General features: G+C 40.3%; 16 protein-coding genes. 12 read left to right on the top strand and 4 right to left on the bottom strand.

Going from position 1 to position 18,738, the window contains the following annotated elements:
- Nucleotides 1-82 precede the first annotated feature (82 nt).
- The 4 genes from F885_RS11025 (at nucleotide 83) to gcvH (ending at nucleotide 3,979) form a co-directional block, all read left to right on the top strand.
- Nucleotides 83-1,930: an ABC transporter ATP-binding protein gene (locus F885_RS11025; protein ID WP_005316061.1), complete on the top strand. Its 1,848-nt coding sequence runs from the start codon at nucleotides 83-85 to the stop codon at nucleotides 1,928-1,930.
- Nucleotides 1,930-2,370 (top strand): MaoC family dehydratase, encoded by a 441-nt coding sequence (locus F885_RS11020; RefSeq protein ID WP_005316063.1) that lies wholly within the window; start codon nucleotides 1,930-1,932, stop codon nucleotides 2,368-2,370. The genes F885_RS11025 and F885_RS11020 overlap by 1 nt, the downstream gene beginning before the upstream one ends.
- Before the next feature lie 128 nt (nucleotides 2,371-2,498).
- Nucleotides 2,499-3,524 (top strand): AraC family transcriptional regulator, encoded by a 1,026-nt coding sequence (locus F885_RS11015; RefSeq protein WP_005316065.1) that lies wholly within the window; start codon nucleotides 2,499-2,501, stop codon nucleotides 3,522-3,524.
- Between the two features lie 80 nt (nucleotides 3,525-3,604).
- Nucleotides 3,605-3,979, top strand: coding sequence for a glycine cleavage system protein GcvH (gene gcvH, locus F885_RS11010; protein ID WP_005211933.1), 375 nt, complete (start codon nucleotides 3,605-3,607; stop codon nucleotides 3,977-3,979).
- Nucleotides 3,980-4,071: 92 nt separating this feature from the next.
- Here the strand turns inward: gcvH and F885_RS11005 are convergent, their stop codons facing one another.
- Both F885_RS11005 and aspA read right to left on the bottom strand, forming a co-directional pair.
- Nucleotides 4,072-5,229, bottom strand: coding sequence for a lytic polysaccharide monooxygenase (locus F885_RS11005; protein WP_005316068.1), 1,158 nt, complete (start codon nucleotides 5,227-5,229; stop codon nucleotides 4,072-4,074).
- A 262-nt stretch (nucleotides 5,230-5,491) separates the two neighbouring features.
- Nucleotides 5,492-6,940, bottom strand: a complete 1,449-nt coding sequence (gene aspA / locus F885_RS11000) for an aspartate ammonia-lyase (protein ID WP_005316071.1) — start codon at nucleotides 6,938-6,940, stop codon at nucleotides 5,492-5,494.
- A 473-nt stretch (nucleotides 6,941-7,413) separates the two neighbouring features.
- Between aspA and putP the strand changes: the two genes are divergently transcribed.
- Nucleotides 7,414-8,910, top strand: a complete 1,497-nt coding sequence (gene putP, locus F885_RS10995; RefSeq protein ID WP_005189254.1) for a sodium/proline symporter PutP — start codon at nucleotides 7,414-7,416, stop codon at nucleotides 8,908-8,910.
- A gap of 44 nt (nucleotides 8,911-8,954) precedes the next feature.
- Here putP and F885_RS10990 read toward each other — a convergent pair whose 3' ends face one another.
- On the bottom strand, nucleotides 8,955-9,446 hold the full coding sequence (locus F885_RS10990; RefSeq protein WP_004807694.1) for an Lrp/AsnC ligand binding domain-containing protein: 492 nt from the start codon (nucleotides 9,444-9,446) through the stop codon (nucleotides 8,955-8,957).
- A 120-nt stretch (nucleotides 9,447-9,566) separates the two neighbouring features.
- On the opposite strand from F885_RS10990, the gene putA reads away from it, so the two are divergent.
- The 4 genes from putA to F885_RS10970 all read left to right on the top strand — a co-directional run bounded on the left by putA (nucleotide 9,567) and on the right by F885_RS10970 (nucleotide 15,578).
- The gene (gene putA, locus F885_RS10985) at nucleotides 9,567-13,328 is read left to right on the top strand and encodes a trifunctional transcriptional regulator/proline dehydrogenase/L-glutamate gamma-semialdehyde dehydrogenase (protein WP_005316074.1); all 3,762 of its coding nucleotides are present in this window, start codon (nucleotides 9,567-9,569) and stop codon (nucleotides 13,326-13,328) included.
- 123 nt (nucleotides 13,329-13,451) lie between these two features.
- Entirely contained in the window at nucleotides 13,452-13,934 is a 483-nt protein-coding gene (locus tag F885_RS10980) for a GrpB family protein (protein ID WP_005316076.1), read from the top strand.
- Between the two features lie 81 nt (nucleotides 13,935-14,015).
- Nucleotides 14,016-15,101, top strand: coding sequence for a tRNA (uridine(54)-C5)-methyltransferase TrmA (trmA, locus tag F885_RS10975; protein ID WP_005316079.1), 1,086 nt, complete (start codon nucleotides 14,016-14,018; stop codon nucleotides 15,099-15,101).
- Nucleotides 15,102-15,350: 249 nt separating this feature from the next.
- Entirely contained in the window at nucleotides 15,351-15,578 is a 228-nt protein-coding gene (locus tag F885_RS10970; RefSeq protein WP_004653128.1) for a hypothetical protein, read from the top strand.
- A 50-nt stretch (nucleotides 15,579-15,628) separates the two neighbouring features.
- On the opposite strand, the gene F885_RS10965 is transcribed toward F885_RS10970, so the two are convergent.
- Nucleotides 15,629-16,366 (bottom strand): phosphodiester glycosidase family protein, encoded by a 738-nt coding sequence (locus tag F885_RS10965; RefSeq protein WP_005316082.1) that lies wholly within the window; start codon nucleotides 16,364-16,366, stop codon nucleotides 15,629-15,631.
- Between the two features lie 164 nt (nucleotides 16,367-16,530).
- On the opposite strand from F885_RS10965, the gene F885_RS10960 reads away from it, so the two are divergent.
- The 3 genes from F885_RS10960 (at nucleotide 16,531) to F885_RS20660 (ending at nucleotide 18,735) form a co-directional block, all read left to right on the top strand.
- Nucleotides 16,531-17,064 carry a lecithin retinol acyltransferase family protein gene (locus tag F885_RS10960; RefSeq protein ID WP_004807701.1) on the top strand — a complete coding sequence of 178 codons (534 nt, stop codon included), beginning with the start codon at nucleotides 16,531-16,533 and terminating at the stop codon, nucleotides 17,062-17,064.
- A gap of 233 nt (nucleotides 17,065-17,297) precedes the next feature.
- Nucleotides 17,298-17,555 (top strand): YjhX family toxin, encoded by a 258-nt coding sequence (locus tag F885_RS10955; RefSeq protein ID WP_004807702.1) that lies wholly within the window; start codon nucleotides 17,298-17,300, stop codon nucleotides 17,553-17,555.
- Nucleotides 17,556-17,667: 112 nt separating this feature from the next.
- Nucleotides 17,668-18,735, top strand: coding sequence for a bifunctional HD family hydrolase/N-acetyltransferase (locus tag F885_RS20660; protein ID WP_081401674.1), 1,068 nt, complete (start codon nucleotides 17,668-17,670; stop codon nucleotides 18,733-18,735).
- Nucleotides 18,736-18,738 lie beyond the last annotated feature (3 nt).

The following is an 18,738-nucleotide window of genomic DNA, read 5'->3' on the forward strand; positions in this document are numbered from 1 at the left end:
TTCTTTTACCATCTTTTGGCAGCTTTTCTGCTATCCTACAGGGGTGAGCTGAATCGTACTGTATAATTAGAGGAAATGCGGCATGCTGCAATGGTTTGAAAAATTAGTTGATCCCTATCCAACGAAAGACTTAAACAAACCATTACCAACCACTTTTTTTGCTTTCGTTTGGCAATCAACCAAAGGCATCCGCCCTTATCTCTTTATTCTGATTGCATGTACTGCAGCCGCAGCAAGCTTCGAAGCACTATTTTTCTCTTATATAGGCAAATTGGTCGATTGGCTAACACAAAGTCACCCGAGTACGTTTTTAGCAAATAACCAACAAAACCTCACCATCCTGATTAGCATCCTTTTTGCCAATATCTTCTTTGTCAGCCTGCAATCTGTAGTGAAACATCAAGTTTTGTTTAGTAATTTCCCAATGCGCATGCGTTGGCGCTTCCATAATTTGTTATTACAACAGAGTCTAGACTTCTTCCATACTGACTTCGCAGGGCGTCTTTCTGCCAAAGTGATGCAAACTGCTTTGGCTGTGCGCGAATTCTGGATGATTCTAGGTGACATGCTGGTTTATGTACTGATCTACTTCATTACGATTAGTGTGGTCTTAGGCTCCATTTCTCCTGTACTTATTATTCCTTTAATGTTGTGGCTGGTTTTTTTCATTGTGATTGCCAGCTATTTTATCCCCCGTTTAGGTAAAATTTCCAAAAAACAAGCGGATTCACGTGCTGTCATGACAGGCCGTATAACGGATGCTTATACCAACATCCAAACTGTAAAACTTTTTGCGCATGCAGGCCGTGAAAGCCAATATGCCAAAGAATCCATGCAAGAGTTTATGGTGACGGTTTATAAGCAAATGCGTTTAGGGGTCAAATACGAAATCAGCATTCGTTTACTCAGTGCATTCCTATACATTGGTGTTATTGGCACTTCAGTTTGGTTATGGACGCAAGGTCAAGCTGCTATCGGGGTGATTGCAGCAACCACGGCGATGGTACTGAAGCTAGACAGTATGGCTGAGTTTTTAATGTGGCATGTCACCATGCTGTTTGAGAATGTCGGTACCATTCAGGATGGCATGACAACTTTAGGTAAACAGATCCAGATTCAAGACAAGAAAGATGCGACTGAATTAAAAGTTCAGCATGGTGAAATTCGATTTGAGGACGTTAGCTTTGCTTATAACCAAAAAAATGTCATCGAGCATTTTAATTTAACCATTAAACCTGGTGAAAAAATTGGGGTTGTCGGGCGTTCAGGGGCAGGTAAATCGACACTGATTCAATTACTGCTTCATTTCTACGATATCAACCAAGGTCGTATTTTGATTGATGGTCAAAATATTCATGATGTAACCCAAGACAGCTTACGCGCCAATATTGCATTAGTCACGCAAGATACCTCTTTATTACACCGCACTGTTGCTGAAAATATTAAATATGGACGCCCAAATGCGACTGAAGCGGAAGTGCAACTTGCGGTTAAAAAAGCCAGAGCAGAAGAATTCATTCCCCAACTGACAGATCAGAAAGGTCGCGTTGGATTTGATGCCTACGTTGGTGAACGTGGTGTGAAACTCTCTGGTGGACAGCGTCAACGTATTGCAATATCGCGTGTTTTCCTCAAAGATGCACCGATTCTCATCCTTGATGAAGCAACCAGTGCGCTTGATTCGGAAGTTGAAGCAGCAATTCAAAGTAGTTTAAATGACTTGATGGTTGGCAAAACAGTCATTGCAATTGCGCACCGTTTATCTACTATTGCTCAAATGGATCGTCTTATTGTCCTTGATCAAGGTCGAATTGCTGAACAAGGAACACATGAGGAATTGATTGCTAATGATGGCTTGTATGCACAATTATGGAAACGCCAAACAGGTGGTTTTTTAGTTGAACAGCGAGTGACTCAGGACACAGAATAATGTTGTATTTAGAAGACTTAAATATTGGTGATCGTTTTACAAGCCGCGAATATGAAATGACACTTGAAGAAGTGAAACAATTTGCAGGTCAATACGATCCCCAACCTTTTCATTTGGATGAGCAAGCAGCAGCAGAACATCCTATATTTCAAGGATTAGCCGCAAGTGGTTGGCATACTTCTGCGGTGACCATGCGCTTATGGACGGAATGTTTTCCCGTTGCAGGTGGTCTGTTAGGCACTGAATCAAGCTTACGTTGGCCTCGACCAACCCGTGTTGGCGATAAAATTCATGTAGAGATTGAAATTACTGCAATTGTGCCATCTAAAACCAAAAATGATCGTGGTATCGTCAGCTACGTAACACAAGCTTTGAACCAATATGGTGATGTGCTATTAATATCAACAACCAAAATTATGGTGTTTAGAAAACCAACTTGATTCTTGAATATTCGGTGACTCTTTTGTCCAACAATTTTTATGATTGATTATTTTTTTTCATGTAAAGATGTTTAAGACTTAAATGTTTAAAAGATATTGGCAAAATTGATGAGCGCCACGGAAAGCACATGAAAACAACCTCAACTCGTCAAGATCAAGGAATACCAGGCGTCTATGGCTTATTGCTATTAGATGTCGTTTCTCGCTGGGGATATAGCGATGAAACATTGTTTGCACCGTTTCACTTAACCAGCGAACAACTGGCTGATCCAAACTATCGAATTCCAACACCGATTGCGAATGAATTGGTGAAACACTCTTTGCGCCTTACCGGTGAAAGCACACTGGGCTTTCATCTAGGTACGCAGATGCGTATTTCCATTCATGGTTTTATTGGCTATGCCATTATGACGGCGCATGACATTACCGATGCAATTGCACTGGCAAGCCGTTTCATTCAGTTACGCCTTCCCTTTTTACAGCTCTATTTCTCGACTTTCGGCCCTAAAGCAACTTTACAACTACAATGTGATATTGAAGTTGAGCCATTGCGTACTGAAATCATTTTAGGCTTAACCATTGGTATTATGACCATGGCAAAAGCCTTAACCGGAATTGATGACCTCAGCGGTGAAGTTGATCTGGACTTTCCTGAACCTACTGGCTTTGAAAAATATAAAGATCGATTAACCAGTACAGTACGCTTTAATCAGCCCCATCTGATTTCAAGCTTCGATAAAAAATATCTCGGCTTAAAAATGGTCAATGCAGATCCTATTGCCAGCCAGATTGCTATTAACCAATGCGAAACTGAACTTTCAGCGCTAGGCGAACGTCGCCGTTTAGCAATGCGGGTGCGTGATATTTTAACCAATTCAGAACAGCACTATCTGAGTATCGAAAGTGTGGCTGAACGCTTGCATATGTCAGATCGTACCTTGAAGCGCCAATTGGCTGCGGAAGGCACATCATTCTCTACGCTCGTGGATGAAGTTCGATATCGTCACGCAACCTCTTTGCTGTCTCGAACCGATTATAGTTTGGAGCAAATTGCTGATGAACTCGGTTATTCCGATGTCGCGAATTTCAGCCGAGCATTTAAACGTTGGAGTGGTCGTAGCCCGAGTAACTGGCGTAAAGACCCTTACTTATAAGTTCACGAAAGCTTTTGTTTTTATTGAAAAGCATGTATAAACCAAATAAAAATGATACGACAGATTGTTAAGGAGTTGTCATGAATCATCCAGCAGAATTGAAATATGCACGTACGCATGAGTGGGTAAGAATTGAGGGCGACCTCGTTGTTACAGGGATTACTGACCATGCACAAGATGAGTTGGGTGATTTAGTGTATGTGGAAACCCCAGAAGTGGGTAGCCATGTCACTGCAACCGAACAAGCAGGCATTGTTGAATCTGTGAAAACAGCCTCTGATATTCACGCACCTGTTTCTGGAACCGTGGTTGAAGTGAATACTGACCTTGAAGATGATCCTGACTTTGTCAATGACGAGCCGTATGGTAAGGGTTGGATCTATAAGATTAAGCCAGACAATATGGCTGATGTTGAAAAATTGCTTTCAAATAGCGAATACGAATCAGGTTTATAATTTTTATAAATCAGACCAATCTATTTGGATTGATCTATTAAAAAAACCGAGTTAAACCTTAACTCGGTTTTTTTTATTTTTTAGAACATTGACTATTTCACTAAAAGCCAAGCATCCTGCCAGTTCGAGCCTGTGCCAGGTACGTATTGATGCGCTTGAATGGTACACCAACCACTATAAGGAAAAGGCTTGCACTGATATATCCGTCCATCACCGCCCAAGACCTTGGTCCCTGCTTTATATGTAGCAATACTCTTCGGATAAACAAAATCATAAGAACCACCACCACTGATCGGGGCACGCTCAATTTTGATTTCGACACGTTGGATGCCACTATTTAAACTACTATAAACATCATTTTTCCCGCTTACAGGCACAATCTCACCGTTGGTATTTTTAACGCCTGCGCGTAAGGAACTGTGTTCTCGATTAATCGCCTCCGCTAATAAGCGAGGCCAAACATTTCGATTGCCATTGGCAGTACTTGTAATCCGTAATTCTGTTTTTAAATTTGGATTTTCGCCATTCGCATCAAAGACTCGTGTAGATACACGATCATTTACCGATAAGTCATCAAGCGGATTAATATCACCAATATCATTCCAGCTTTGAACCGGTTTCGGGGGTTGTGGATCGACTGGTGTTGTTGGACTACCTGAACCGACATTTACATCAATAACATTATAAAAGGCATTACTGGTATCCCCGATATCCCAAACCGCTAGAATGACATGGTAGCCACTTCGGTCAGCAGGTACATAACAGCGATGTGTTTCTACACTGGCAGGTTTTTGGTACTTACCATCTACAGTACAAAAAGGATTTAGATCAAAAGAACTACGTGCTAAAAGTGTTGAAGAGTTCCACCCCTGTTTAGTGATGAAATAACGCCAGCCTTGAGTCACATGTTGTGCGGTAAACTGCCAAGTAAAGTCATTTGCACCTGTGGGCAAATTTGTTTTGACCCATCGTGTCGGTGATTGGGCATTCAATTCTGAAAATTGACTCAAATTGGCATTGGCAATCTGTCCATCTGGTGGTCCAGACTGCGGAAAACCTTTCGGAGCTTCTAAACTTTGTGGTTCCCACACAATACTGCCGCATTGGGTATTCTTATTTAACTTACATGCATAAGCTCGAGATTCTGGTTTAAGTACATAGCCATGTGCAAAAACCAATGAAGGTACAATAGGCAGTACCAATATTCCAATCGAGATTAAACTACGTCTAATAAAGTGATGCATCATCATTATTCTACCTTTGTCATATAACTTATTTATTGTTGTTAAGCATAGGTGTTCTTAAGACACCTCTTAGACCATAGGTGAGCTGCCTAGACAAGACAACCACCTACTCTGTAATGATCTGTAATACGTCAGTTGACTTGATCACAGGAATAAAAGCTTATGATGACCCGATCAAATTATGGCACCAATCCATTATTTCTCAGTGCAATCAAAAAAGCCTAATTCAATTTGAATTAGGCTTTTATCACAACTTAATTTTCAGGATTTAAGCAACATAATCCACTTGAATGCCATCGACTTCTGAAACCAAGTTTTCAAAAGAGAAAATCTCATCCAGTTGCGCTTGAGTCAGCAGACCACGCTCTAAAACCACCTCTTGAATGGTTTTATGTTCAGCAATACATTGTTTACCGATTTCATCACACAATGCATGCCCCAAGAGTGGATCAAGCAGCGTAATAATCCCGACACTACGCATCACTGCATCATGGCAAGCCTGTTCATTTGCTTTGATGCCACGTACACATTTTTCATCTAGACTTTGAATTGCATGTGTAAGTAATTCAATTGATTCATTCAATGAAATTGCAATCACAGGTTCCATTACATTGAGTTGTAATTGCCCCGCTTCTGCCGCGAAGGTAATGGTTAAATCATTACCAATCACTTTAAATGCAATCTGATTGACCACCTCAGGAATCACAGGATTTACTTTTGCAGGCATGATCGAAGAGCCAGCCTGTAATTCAGGTAACTGGATTTCACCTAAACCTGTCCGCGGTCCTGAACTGAGCAACCTTAAGTCATTGCTAATTTTGGAGAGTTTGCATGCTAGGCGTTTTAATGTACTGGATAAAATGATGAATACACCACAGTCACTGGTTGCTTCAACATAATCTTCTGCACCCACCAGATTCAAGCCTGTAATCTCTTTTAAACAGGAAACGGCTTTGATGGCATAACCTTTTGGTGTATTTACACCAGTGCCAATTGCAGTCGCACCCAAATTTACTTCAAGTAACATTTCTCGGGTACGCTTAATCAAACGCACATCTTCTTTTAATAAGGTCGCAAAAGCATGAAATTCCTGCCCGAGCGTCATCGGCACAGCATCTTGCAGCTGAGTACGGCCCATCTTTAATACATATCGGAATTCAATTGCTTTATTTTCAAATGAAGTAATCAACTTATCCATTTGCGTGAATAAAGCATCCAAAGAACAGTAAGTTGATAGACGAATCGCTGTTGGATAGACGTCGTTGGTTGATTGCGACTTGTTCACATGATCATTTGGATGAATCACATCGTATTGGCCTTTTTGATGGCCTAATGATTCAAGTGCAATATTTGCAATCACTTCATTGGTATTCATATTAATTGAAGTGCCTGCACCCCCTTGATAAATATCAATCGGGAATGAGTCTTGCCATTTTTCAGTTTCAGTAATTAAAGCATCACATGCATGTTGAATCGTCAGACTTTGAGTTTCAGTGAGTTTACCAAAACTTAAGTTCGCTTGAGCCGAAGCCTTCTTTACTTGCGCCAATGCACGAATAAAATAGCTATTTTGTCCAACTTTTTGCGAAGAAATTTTAAAATTTTCAATGGCGCGCAATGTATGAATTCCATAATAACAATCAGCTGGAACTTCTTTCGCACCGAGCAAATCATGCTCTATTCTTATCGTTGCCGTTTGAACCGTTTCCACTTCCATTTCTCTCAGACAATGCACCCTTATGGTGCAATGATCTAATATGAAATATTCCAACTAATTTTTCATTAGCAAAACTGCTTAACATTATATTTTTTTATAATCAAATTTCTCTGAATGGTTATAAATGTAACATTATGTGTCATAAATTTTGCTCAGTTTTTAACTCCAAAAATTTAATCTACAGATGTACATTTTATTAATTGTAACTTCCATATACATTTTGAGTTTTTTTTGAGCGAAACGATTCTATCTTTTGATGAAAAAAAATCCTATTTTTTTGATAAAAAAATTAAGATTCATACACTTATTTTAAATTACACAAAGCATACAATATAAATACATAAACATAACAGTATTTTAAAAATCATTTGTGCTTGAATCTGTGACCTTATCAATCCCAAGAATAGTAAATCATTTTTTTAGCTATTCAGGTGTGATTGCAAATTATGGATATGTAAGGACAGGCATCCATTATGAATTTTTCTAACCCCACTGTTGTTGTATTCGTGGTATATATCGCCGCCATGCTTGGTATCGGTTTGTACGCCTATTTTTCTACCAAAAACCTTGACGATTATATTCTTGGAGGCCGAAGTCTAGGCAGTTTTGTAACCGCTTTATCTGCGGGCGCATCAGACATGAGTGGTTGGTTACTCATGGGTTTACCTGGCGCAATTTACTTAACTGGCTTATCTGAATCGTGGATTGCCATCGGTTTAATTATTGGTGCATGGCTAAACTGGTATTTGGTCGCAGGACGTTTACGTGTACATACTGAAGTACAAAACAATGCCCTCACCTTACCGGATTATTTTACTGGTCGTTTTGACGATCAGAAGAAAATCTTACGCGTCACATCTGCATTGATTATTCTTGTATTCTTTGCAATTTATTGTGCTTCTGGCATGGTCGCTGGTGCACGTTTATTCGAAACATTATTCCAATTACCATATAGCACTGCCTTGTGGTTAGGTGCATTTGCGACGATTGGTTATGTGTGTATTGGTGGTTTCCTAGCAATTAGCTGGACCGATACTTTCCAAGCTGGCTTAATGATTTTTGCATTGTTGCTCCTTCCAATCGTAACCTACATGTCTCTAGGCATTGGTATGGAAGAGTTTACTGCCGTAGTTGAATCTGTTCGCCCGCACGCTTTTGATTTTGCGACAAACTTAAGTGTTGTTGCGATTCTTTCAGCAGCAGCTTGGGGTCTAGGCTATTTTGGTCAACCGCATATCCTTGTACGCTTCATGGCTGCAGATTCTGCAAAATCAATTCCTGCTGCTCGCCGTATCGGTATGACATGGATGATTTTATGCTTAGCAGGCGCAGTTGGTTCAGGCTTTATCGGTATTGCTTATTTCCAAATGCATCCTGAGTTCGCAGCAGCAGTAACAGCTAACCCTGAAACTGTATTTATGGAACTCACCAAAATCTTATTCAACCCTTGGGTTGTTGGTGTAATCCTTGCTGCAATTCTTTCTGCAATCATGAGTACGTTAAGCTGTCAGCTTCTGGTCTGTTCTAGTGCTTTGACAGAAGATTTGTACAAAGGCTTTATCCGTAAAAATGCATCTCAAAAAGAGTTGGTTTGGATTGGTCGTGCAATGGTGATCGCGGTTGCAATGCTTGCCCTTGTTCTTGCACAAAATCCAGAAAGTAAAGTACTAGGCTTAGTTGCTTATGCTTGGGCTGGTTTTGGCGCAGCATTTGGTCCATTGATTATTCTTTCATTGTTCTGGAAGCGTATGACCTTGAACGGTGCATTGGCAGGTATGGTTGTTGGTGCTTTGACAGTCATCCTGTGGAAAAACTTCTTCGGTTACACGGGTATCTATGAAATTATTCCAGGCTTCGTTTTTGCCTTGATCAGCATCGTTGTGGTGAGCTTACTTGGTAAAGCACCAAATGCAGCGGTTACAAGTCGCTTCGAACAAGCTGATGAAATCTATGCACGTGAAATGAAATAATTCTGATAAAAATTCAAGGGGCTTTCGAGCCCCTTTTCTTTTGCTTAAAATTTTGTTTTTGATTTAATTTTTATTTTAGAGCTGTCTTTTACCACCTGCATGACTGGATAGCTTCGTGTTTCCTTTACACCAGGGAGCTGCCATAAAATCTGCCCCGCAATCCGACGAAACTCCTCCATCCCTGCACTCCGCAGTTTAATCAAGAAATCAAAGCCACCACTGACCATATGGCATTCTACAATTTCAGGATATTGGGTCACTGCATCGATAAAATCATCCAGTACATGCGGTGTGGTCTTATCGAGCAACACTTCCACAAAGACCAAAAAACTGGCATTGAGCTTATTCGGATTGAGTTTTGCCTCATATCCCAAGATAAATTCATCCTTGGTCAGCTTCTGGACGCGGGCCATCACCGCAGTCGGTGAGAGGTTCACTAATTCTGCCAATTTACTATTAGAAATTCTCCCATCTGCTTGAAGAATATCCAGAATTTTCAGATCAGTTCGATCTAATGTATAAATAGGGCCATTCAACTGAATTTTCCTCTAAAAAATAAGTAAATTATAGTGAGTTACTCGGGATTCATTCTGTAATCATAAATTATCTAAACCTCTCTACTCAATATGTTCTAGAGATTGTTATTGGAATTTAGTATGAATACATTGGATACTCCCGCACAAATGGAAACAGCTCACATCGACGGTTATATTACCGAATTTAAAGAAAAAAGTGAGTTTGAGCAACGCATTAATACAGCTTGGCGACGTGCTGAGCCTGAAGCAGTCGCTGTACTTGCTGAAGCAGCCAACATTTCCCCTGATCTTGACCACAAAATTTATGAACTTGCATTTAGCCTAGCGCATAATTTACGTGAACGTAAAAGCTCGGCGGGTAAAGCAGGTATTGTTCAAGGTCTTCTACAAGAATTCTCACTTTCTTCACAGGAAGGCGTAGCGTTGATGTGTTTGGCAGAAGCTTTGCTTCGTATTCCAGATACAGCAACTCGTGATTTATTGATTCGCGACAAAATCAACCAAGGTAACTGGAAAGATCACGTCGGTCAAAGCAACCTGATGTTCGTAAATGCTGCTGCATGGGGCTTAATGTTAACTGGCAAGTTAATGGAAACTCCAAAGCAAACCAGTTTATCAAGTGTTTTGACTGGTCTTTTAGCGCGTAGCGGTCGCGGCATCATCCGTAAAGCAGTTGACGTTGCAATGCGTATGATGGGTGAGCAATTCGTTACGGGTGAAACCATCGAAGAAGCACTTGATCATGCAAAACCATTTGAACACAAAGGTTTCCGCTACTCATACGACATGTTGGGTGAAGCTGCACTGACTGAACATGATGCTGAGCGTTATTATAACGACTACACTCAAGCGATCCATGCCATTGGTAAAGCGTCAAATGGTCGTGGCGTTTATGATGGCCCTGGTATCTCAATCAAGCTATCTGCGTTACACCCACGCTACCAACGTGCACAAATTGCGCGTGTTCACCACGAACTTTACAACAAAGTCTTCGAACTTGCGTGCTTGGCAAAACAATATGACATCGGTTTAAACATCGATGCTGAAGAATCTGAACGTTTAGAAATTTCCCTCGAGTTGCTTGAGCGTTTATGTTTCGAACCAAAACTTGCTGACTGGAAAGGCATTGGTTTCGTTATTCAGGCTTATCAAAAGCGTTGTTTCTACGTTGTTGATTACATCGTTGACCTTGCAAAACGCAGTAACAAGCGCCTGATGATTCGTTTGGTGAAAGGTGCATACTGGGATAGCGAAATCAAGAAAGCTCAAATTGATGGTATGACTGACTACCCTGTGTTTACCCGCAAAGTACACACTGATTTGTCATACATTGCTTGTGCGAAAAAATTACTTGCTGCACCAGATCAAGTGTATCCGCAATTTGCGACACACAATGCACAATCACTTGCAACGATTTACAACTTGGCTGATCCAAGCAAATACTATCCTGGTCAATACGAATTCCAATGCTTGCACGGTATGGGTGAGCCATTGTACGAACAAGTGGTTGGGTCTAAAGAAGATGGTAAATTAGGCGTACCATGTCGTGTCTATGCGCCAGTGGGTAACCATGAAACTTTATTGGCTTACTTAGTCCGTCGTTTACTTGAAAATGGTGCAAATACCTCATTCGTAAACCGTATTGCTGATAAGACTTTAAAAGTTGAAGACCTGATTCAGTCTCCAATCAAAGACATTCAAACTTCTGCAAAAGACGAAGGTCAACTTGGCTTAAAACACCCTGCAATCCCGCTGCCGCATGATCTTTATCCATTACGTCCAAACTCAAATGGCTTTGATTTAAATAACGATCAACCATTAGCAGACTTGGATGCGACGGCACAGAAATTACGTAGCCAGATTTGGAAAAGTGCGCCATTACTTGGATTTGAATCAACAGTTCACGACGAAAGTAATGCACTTGCAATTACAAACCCAGCACAAAACAGTGAAATTGTCGGTTATGTAAACGAAGCAACCAGTGCGGATGTACAACTGGCGCTAGAAGCTGCAGTGCAAGCTGAACAAAGCTGGGCTGCAACAGATAAAGTTGAACGTGCAGCTTGCTTAAAACGTGCTGCAGATTTGATGGAAGCTCGCATTCAAGAGTTGATGGTCTTACTTTGCCGTGAAAGTGGTAAAACCTATGCCAATGCTATTGCAGAAGTTCGTGAAGCAGTCGATTTCTTGCGTTACTATGCAACTCAAATCGAAAACTTGCCTGCAAATGCACAAGTCAAGCCATTAGGTACCGTATTGTGTATTAGCCCATGGAACTTCCCTCTTGCGATTTTCTCTGGTCAGATTGCAGCGGCATTGGTGAGTGGTAACTGTGTGATTGCCAAACCTGCTGAACAAACACCGTTAATTGCAGCTCAAGCCGTTCAAATGCTTTGGGAAGCTGGCGTGCCACACGGCGTTGTTCAACTTCTTCCAGGTCGCGGTGAAACCGTTGGTGCGCAATTAAGCCAAGATGATCGTGTTCAAGGCATCATGTTCACAGGTTCGACTGAAGTTGCAAAAATTTTGCAAAAGACTGTCGCAAAACGCTTGTCTCCAAACGGTCAACCCATTCCGTTAATCGCGGAAACCGGTGGTCAAAATGCGATGATCGTTGATTCATCTGCGTTGACTGAACAAGTGGTTCTCGATGTTGTCAGTTCTGCATTTGACAGTGCGGGTCAACGTTGTTCTGCACTTCGTATCTTATGTGTGCAAGAAAACAGCGCTGCAACAGTCATCAAAATGTTGAAAGGTGCAATGCAACAGTTGATCGTTGGCAACCCTGCGATCTTAAAAACTGACATTGGCCCAGTAATTGATACTGAAGCAAAACAAACCATCGATACGCACATTCAAAAGATGAAATCTAAGGGCTACCCTGTTCATCAATTGATGTTTAACGATGCGGTAAGCCAACAAGCGCTTGCACAAGGTACATTTGTTCCGCCAACAGCGATTGAATTGCCAAACCTTGACGATCTAGAACGCGAAGTGTTTGGTCCTGTATTGCACATCATCACTTATAAATATGGTGAGCTTGAGCAATTGATCGACCGTATCAATGCCAAAGGCTATGGCTTAACCATGGGTCTGCATACACGTATCGATGAAACCATTAATACTGTGATCCAGCGCGCTGAAGTGGGTAACTTATATATCAACCGCAACATCGTGGGTGCAGTAGTCGGCGTACAACCATTTGGTGGTGAAGGCTTATCAGGTACAGGTCCTAAAGCGGGTGGCCCGCTTTATATGTACCGTTTGATGGAGCATTGTTCAGAGAAAGTATTAGCGACCCCATTTGCGGTGAAAGCTGAGATCTCTAACTTTGATGCAGTATCAAATGTTGCTTATCAAAGCTTATTGTCTTGGGCAAACCAAAACATGCCGCAAGCAATCACAGCGATTCCAGCATTTGGTGTAGGTAAGTTCTACGAGTTGCAAGGCCCTACGGGTGAAAGCAACCAATACATTATCTTGCCTCGTCATCGTGTGCTTTCGATTGCGAATGATGAAGCAAGCCAGCTTCAACAATTACTTGCAATTTTCTCCGTCAGCAGTACTGCGGCTGTGTTGAAAGACAATGCATTCTTAGTAAAACACAAAGCGTCTTTACCAAAAGATGTCTTAGATGCAATCACTGTGATTTCAAGTGTTGAAAAAGATGCGTTTGATGCAGTACTTCATCATGGTTCTGTTGAACAGTTGCAAGACTTGCAAACTAAAGTTGCGAATCGTTCAGGCGCAATTGTCGGGATTACCCAGTTACAAGCTAATGAACAAATTCCTTTAGAACGTCTTGTTATCGAACGTGCAATCAGTGTAAATACTGCCGCAGCTGGTGGTAATGCAAGCTTGATGACTTTATCTGAAGATTAATTTCTAAATCCCTTGCGGAGCTTCAAACGCTCCTCATCCCAGCCCGAATCATGTTTACATGGTTCGGGTTTTTTATTATTTTTTAGATCACCTTATTCCTATTATAAAAATGAGACCATTTAGATGCAGTTTTTCTCAGCTCCCGAATATCAACCCAACTGCGCTCAGCTTTTTGAGGATTATAAAAATAAGATCCAGCAGCTTGTTCCTTTTGCGCTTGTTGAACATATTGGTTCATCCGCCATTCCCAATGCAATTTCAAAAGGTGATCTCGATATTTATATAGAAGTACCGGCTCATCAATTTTTAGATTCAATTGAAAAATTACAACAGCTTAATTTTAAAGAAAAACTTGATACACTACGTACTCATGAGCTTTGTATGCTGGAATCACAACAACATGATGTGGCATTGCAAATCGTGGTGACAGGTTCAGAATTTTGCAATTTCATTACCTTTCGTGATCTATTAAGAAACTCACCCAGCCTGACCCAACAATATAATCAGCTCAAACAAAGATGTGTTGGCTTATCTCAAGACCAATATCGGCAAATTAAAGCAGATTTCATCCAATCTGTACTCTCTATAGATGCAGCATCTAAATAAGTGAATGTCATAATTTCCTGCACCTTAGCACGCTTTTTTGATACCATTCCCGTTTAGATTTCACCTGTAGTTTTCTTTTTTATGACCATATCTTACCAACAGCAACTTCAAGAGAAAGTTGAACGTATTACCACACAGTTTGCATCGTTCAATCCACCAGCTTTAGAAGTGTTTCAATCGCCCGAACAGCATTTCCGTATGCGTGCAGAATTTCGTATTTGGCATACCGAGGATGATTTGTTCTATGCCATGTTTGAACGTGCTGAAGATGGAAAACAAAAAGAAGTTATCCGCGTGGATGCGTTTCCGATTGCAGATCAAAGCATCAATGATTTGATGCCACGTTTATTAGATGAATTAAAAGCAGTTCCTATTTTATCGCAACGTGTTTTTGAAGCAGACTTTCTGTCAACCCTAAGTGGCGAGATGCTGGTCACCCTGATTTACCACCGTAAATTAGATGCTGAATGGGAAACAGCGGCTAAAGCCTTAGCTGAAAAACTAAATATTAAAATCATGGGCCGTAGCCGTGGCCAGAAAGTGATTATTGGCGATGACTATGTGGTTGAACAACTTAATGTTCACGGTCGTACTTTTAAATATAAACAAATTGAAAGTAGTTTTACCCAGCCGAATGCGCAAGTGTGTCAGCATATGTTGGAGTGGGCTTGTGATGCTGCACAGAAGTCCGAAAAAGACCTTTTAGAATTGTATTGTGGTAACGGTAACTTTACTTTGCCACTGTCTTTGAAATTTAAGCGTGTTCTAGCAACTGAACTTGCTAAATCTTCAGTCTATGCAGCGCAATGGAACATTGAACAAAACCAGATTGAGAATATTCAAGTGGCGCGTTTATCTGCCGAAGAGTTTACTCAGGCATATCAAGGTGAACGTGAATTTAGACGCTTGCAAGAAGCTGAAATCGACATGCAAAGCTACGACTTTGACACAGTTTTTGTTGATCCACCACGTGCAGGTATCGATGATGAAACGCTCAAACTATTACAAGGTTTTGAACGGATTCTCTATATTTCATGTAACCCAGATACCTTGCATGACAATTTAAAAACACTTAGCCAAACCCATCGAATTGTGAAGTTCGCCATGTTCGATCAATTCCCTTTTACCCATCATGTGGAATCAGGTGTTTTGCTTGAAAAGATTTAAACAAATTATTTCAACGTAACAGTAATTTATAAAGGGTTCGAGTAACCCTTTATTTTTATTCGAAGTATATTTATAAAAAAATGATATTTTTCAAAGGTCAAGTCATTCAAATGTCATAATTTCGTTAAACTTTAAAAGACTCATCGAAAAAATTGAAGTTTAACTGCTGCTTTTATCACTTAAGCTGACTTGTATTTTATTTTAAAGCGGCTATATTTCGACCTATGTTAGGTTGTATATGAAGGCTCTATGAGTTTTTGGCAAAAACTGTTCAATGCAGATGAACAATATAACGAACACAAGAACCAAACTTCTTGCGTTGAAAATGATTGTTCATGCAAAACCAATGAACAACTGTTGGATGCTTTAGTTAAAGCAACAGATGAAGATGTCATTAAAGGCATTAAGAAAGTACTGATTTCTCGAGGCTACAGCCGCAAAGAATTACTTGCGATGATCAAGCCGCCGATCCAATAAAAATAAGTCCCCCCTAATCTCTTTGTATCAAGAGATTAGGGTCATCTGCATTACATGCACTTCTCTCTATTCACTTCTGCAACGATTGGACCTAAATTAAAAGTTTTATCATGGCGTTTGGTTTGTGCTGAATACACACTGGAAATCGAGCCATCTAAATACAATGCATTGTCTATTTTCAACTGCTGCTTAAAAAACAGGGCAAATTGATAAAAACTGACGCGTTGCCGTGAAATCACAAAATACAACTGATTCCCTTTAATACCCACCCCATTTCTAATTTTTAATGAATTCGAGTCAGCAATAAACTGGCTGTTGATTTTCCCGTGATAGACCAACATTGGCCCTGACTGTGTTGCAAATTTTGCTTTAAATTGATCATGCGTATAATCAGCAGTGCTTTTAATCACAGCCTGTTGGTCATTCCAAGCAACCACACCATTAGGCTGCATAAAGAAATTACCAAAGCCCTTCGCGACATTAAGCTTAGCCAACTCCTTGCCATTTTCAATATACAAACCTACGGGTTGAAAATTTGCATGATACATTCCTGCATTCATTGCAAAATTAAGCTCCTCACAAGCAGGTAGCGCTTTTTGGATAGCTGCAAACTTCTGATAATAACGATTGCTCTGAGGTTGCTTTAAAAATAGTTGCAACTGATTTAGATGCTCAACTTTAATCACATCATATTTTTGTTGATTCAATTGCAAGGTTTCATGCTGCATCGCATGTACAGGTGAACTCGCTAAAAATGCAAACGATAGGAAAAACCATTTTTTCATCATAAATACGAAGTTAAGCCTAGATTTTCCTCATTGTCCCATAGCAAGGCATACTGCAAAATAGCAGATACAAACACCACACATAATCATGAACTAGATGCTGCAAATAGGCTCGATTGATTCACATTTTTTCACTAAAATACCAGTGTAAACATCATAGTATCGACATGCAGCAAAAACACCCGCGCTATTCAATTGGCGCTCACCTCATCGTAAAACACTTTGGCTATAGCCATCATGGTATCTATGCAGGTCGTGGACGGGTTATTCATTATTCAGGGTTTGCACATATTTTTAAAAAGCATCCGATTGAAATGACATCTATCCAGCGTTTTGCCCGTGGTAAGCCAATTTATACGAGACATTATCAATCCCCACGCTACAAAGCCAAAGCTGTTGTACGGCGTATGCGCTCACGCATGCATGAAAATCACTATCACCTCATTATTAATAACTGTGAGCATTTATGCACGTGGGCAATCACAGGAATTGAATCCAGTACTCAAGTTGAGCGTATGCAGCGTCGTTTAGCAACCATAGGTTACGTTAGTTCTGTTATGAGCTATATGAATAGCCTGATGCTCACTGTTGCCACCGCATGTTTTGCCATCGTTTTATATATTAAAGTTATGCTACGTCGGCAAGCAAAGAAATCTGTACCAGCCTATTTACGCCTCAAAGAAAAACGACCGAAAAAATAAGTTTTGACTCTAGTTAAAAATGTTATTTTTCACGAAATTATTGCTTTTTAATTTATCTTACTTTAGTATTTCTAGCGATACATATCGTATCGCATCCATATCGAGGGTTTTATGTTGGAGATAGCAGTAATCTGGTAACTACATTTCAATCACATATTGAAATTGGTTATCTTCGCGAATTTTTTGGCTTCAAGCCTAACTTTGCTTCTGATTACTTATATCTGGATAACAACATGAACTTATCTAAGTCCGAACAACGGACACTTCACGTCTTGGCTAAAGGCGGAAAAATCGTAAAACTTCGCAATGACGCCGGTCAAACCATCGCTGTAGAATGCTATAGCCGAGAAGGTTTCCTGCTGTCTGATTGCAACCTCGACGTTTTTAATAAGCTAAGAAAAAAAAGACTGATCAAATCCTGTAATGGACAGCCTTATCAAATTAATCTACATGGGCTTAGATCTGTACGTCCTCAGTTAGACAATCGTTAACCAACAATCATAGGGTTTGGATAAACCCATGATTGCTCTTAGATATGTCTATCCTACTGTTGGGTCAATCGGGTCTATCCAAATTACATATGGTTTATTTTTGAGAAAGAAAATGGAACTAAACCTAATTCAAAATCGCTTAACATTTTTACGTGAAGCGGAAAAATTAAAAAACGTGACTCGCTTTTCACATACATCGAACGGCCGTAAGGAAAGTACCGCTGAACACAGCTGGCGTTTATGCTTAATGGCGGTGGTTTTTGCAGATCAATTTAAAGACATTGATTTGGAGAAATTACTAAAAATGTGTTTAATTCATGATCTTGGCGAAGCCATTCATGGTGATATTCCTGCCATTCTGAAAGATCAATTTCCAACTAAGAATCAGCAGGAAAAACAGGATCTTTATCAATTAACCGAATGTTTAGATGATCAACCTCAAATATTGATTCGATCACTCTGGCAAGAATATGAAGATGCAACAACACCAGAAGCAAAAATCGTTAAGGCACTAGATAAGTTAGAAACGATCCTTCAACACAATCAAGGAATCAACTCACCTGATTTTGATTATGAATTTAACTTAAGTTATGGAGAGAAATATACAAATGATTCTCCACTACTCAAACAAATTCGAGCAATTTTAGATCAGGAAACACAAGAGAAAATGAAGATGAATATACACATTCGCGATGAAAACCCATCTGACATTGAGAGCATTTTTGATTTAACCAAAGCTGCTTTTGCAACAGAACAACATTCAAGCCATACCGAGCAATTTATTGTGAATGCTTTACGTGATTCCAATCAGCTCACGCTTTCCCTAGTCGCGGATTGTAACAATAAAATTATCGGTCATATTGCCTTTTCACCTGTGCAAATTTCTGATGGCACAACTGGTTGGTATGGACTTGGTCCGATCTCGGTACTTCCAGAATATCAAGGTCAAGGAGTAGGTTCTAAACTAATGCATGCTGGTATCGAAGCGCTTAAAGATTTGGATGCGGTTGGTTGCGTTCTACTTGGTGACCCACAGTATTACGGCCGATTCGGTTTCAAAGCAGATTCAAGACTGGTATTAGCTGGTGTCCCTGCCGAATATTTCCAGATATTGCCATTTACAGAACATGTCCCGACAGGTGAAGTGGTTTATGCGGATGCATTTAATGCCACGGCATAAATT

Origin of the sequence: Acinetobacter higginsii, from assembly GCF_000369845.1 — a bacterium.
Classification (GTDB): Bacteria; Pseudomonadota; Gammaproteobacteria; order Pseudomonadales; family Moraxellaceae; genus Acinetobacter; species Acinetobacter higginsii.